The organism is Komagataeibacter kakiaceti JCM 25156 (assembly GCF_000613305.1).
Genome location: NZ_BAIO01000734.1, coordinates 1 through 902, shown reverse-complemented (window position 1 = coordinate 902; position 902 = coordinate 1). Strand labels below are relative to the sequence as shown.

At 61.8% G+C, this 902-nt stretch carries 2 protein-coding genes and 1 tRNA gene; all 3 read right to left on the bottom strand.

The features are described 5' to 3' along the window. Window positions 1-200: 200 nt before the first annotated feature. Window positions 201-277: transfer RNA gene (locus JCM25156_RS18435), tRNA-Arg, on the bottom strand. A 48-nt stretch (window positions 278-325) separates the two neighbouring features. Beyond that, the gene (locus JCM25156_RS31755; RefSeq protein ID WP_242402747.1) at window positions 326-484 is read right to left on the bottom strand and encodes a hypothetical protein; all 159 of its coding nucleotides are present in this window, start codon (window positions 482-484) and stop codon (window positions 326-328) included. A gap of 7 nt (window positions 485-491) precedes the next feature. Further along, on the bottom strand, window positions 492-902 hold a 411-nt coding region (locus tag JCM25156_RS26140; protein WP_242402746.1), incomplete at its 5' end, for a serine aminopeptidase domain-containing protein.

Genomic DNA, 902 nt, shown 5'->3' with positions numbered 1-902 from the left:
GATAGATCGTTACTTATAAATAACATATAACGAGCAGACAGAGCCTGATAGTTACTTCATTTCATTACGTAAAATGCCAACCCATCCGGATTCCCAAAATACCTTCCCCGGCGTGACAGCGTGGGTCGGTCTATCGTCTCGCGAAGCTGGCGCGACATTCCGCATACGGACGGAAGAAAACGACTGACGGGATCAGGGAATGGCGGACTCGAAAGGATTCGAACCTTCGACCTTCGCCTTCGGAGGGCGACGCTCTATCCAGCTGAGCTACGAGTCCATTCCCGTCTGCATACATCGGGAATGCGCTGAACGCCACCCCTAAAAATCATCGCGGTGCGGACCAGTCCATCCAGCCCGGCATGATGGGAAGTGGCTCCGCATGGCCCTTCTGGTCACTTGTCCATGCCGCGGCCGCCAGATCCCCGCCTGAGGGCAGGAATGTGTCGCGTTGCAGAATCCAGCTTACCATATCGTCCGTCACCACCCCGCCGTCACGGCTGCGCAGCAGAAGGTGGTACGTTGGGAATGTAATCATGCCGTGCGGTGGCCGGCATGCGCTGCCATGCGCGCGCCATGGCGGGGGCGGGAATGATCTGGTCATGCCCGCCATAAACCACCAGAACCTGGCCGCGCATGGCGGGCGCCGCCAGTGCCGCCTGATGCATGAGGTCGGTCAGTCCCGCCAGCGCGACCGTGCTGGTGTCACGCAGGGTCAGCGGGTCGTAATACAGCCGTGCAAGGGCCAGCATGTCATCGGCCGCCGTTACATGCACGGGCAGTTCATGCCCGCTGAGCCGCCAGCGCGGGGCAAGTGCGGCCATGAGATGGGCAAGGGTGCGCGTGCCCGTGTCCATGTCCCACAGGGCCGGGGCCCAGCAGGGATGTACCCGCCCACCGGCGGC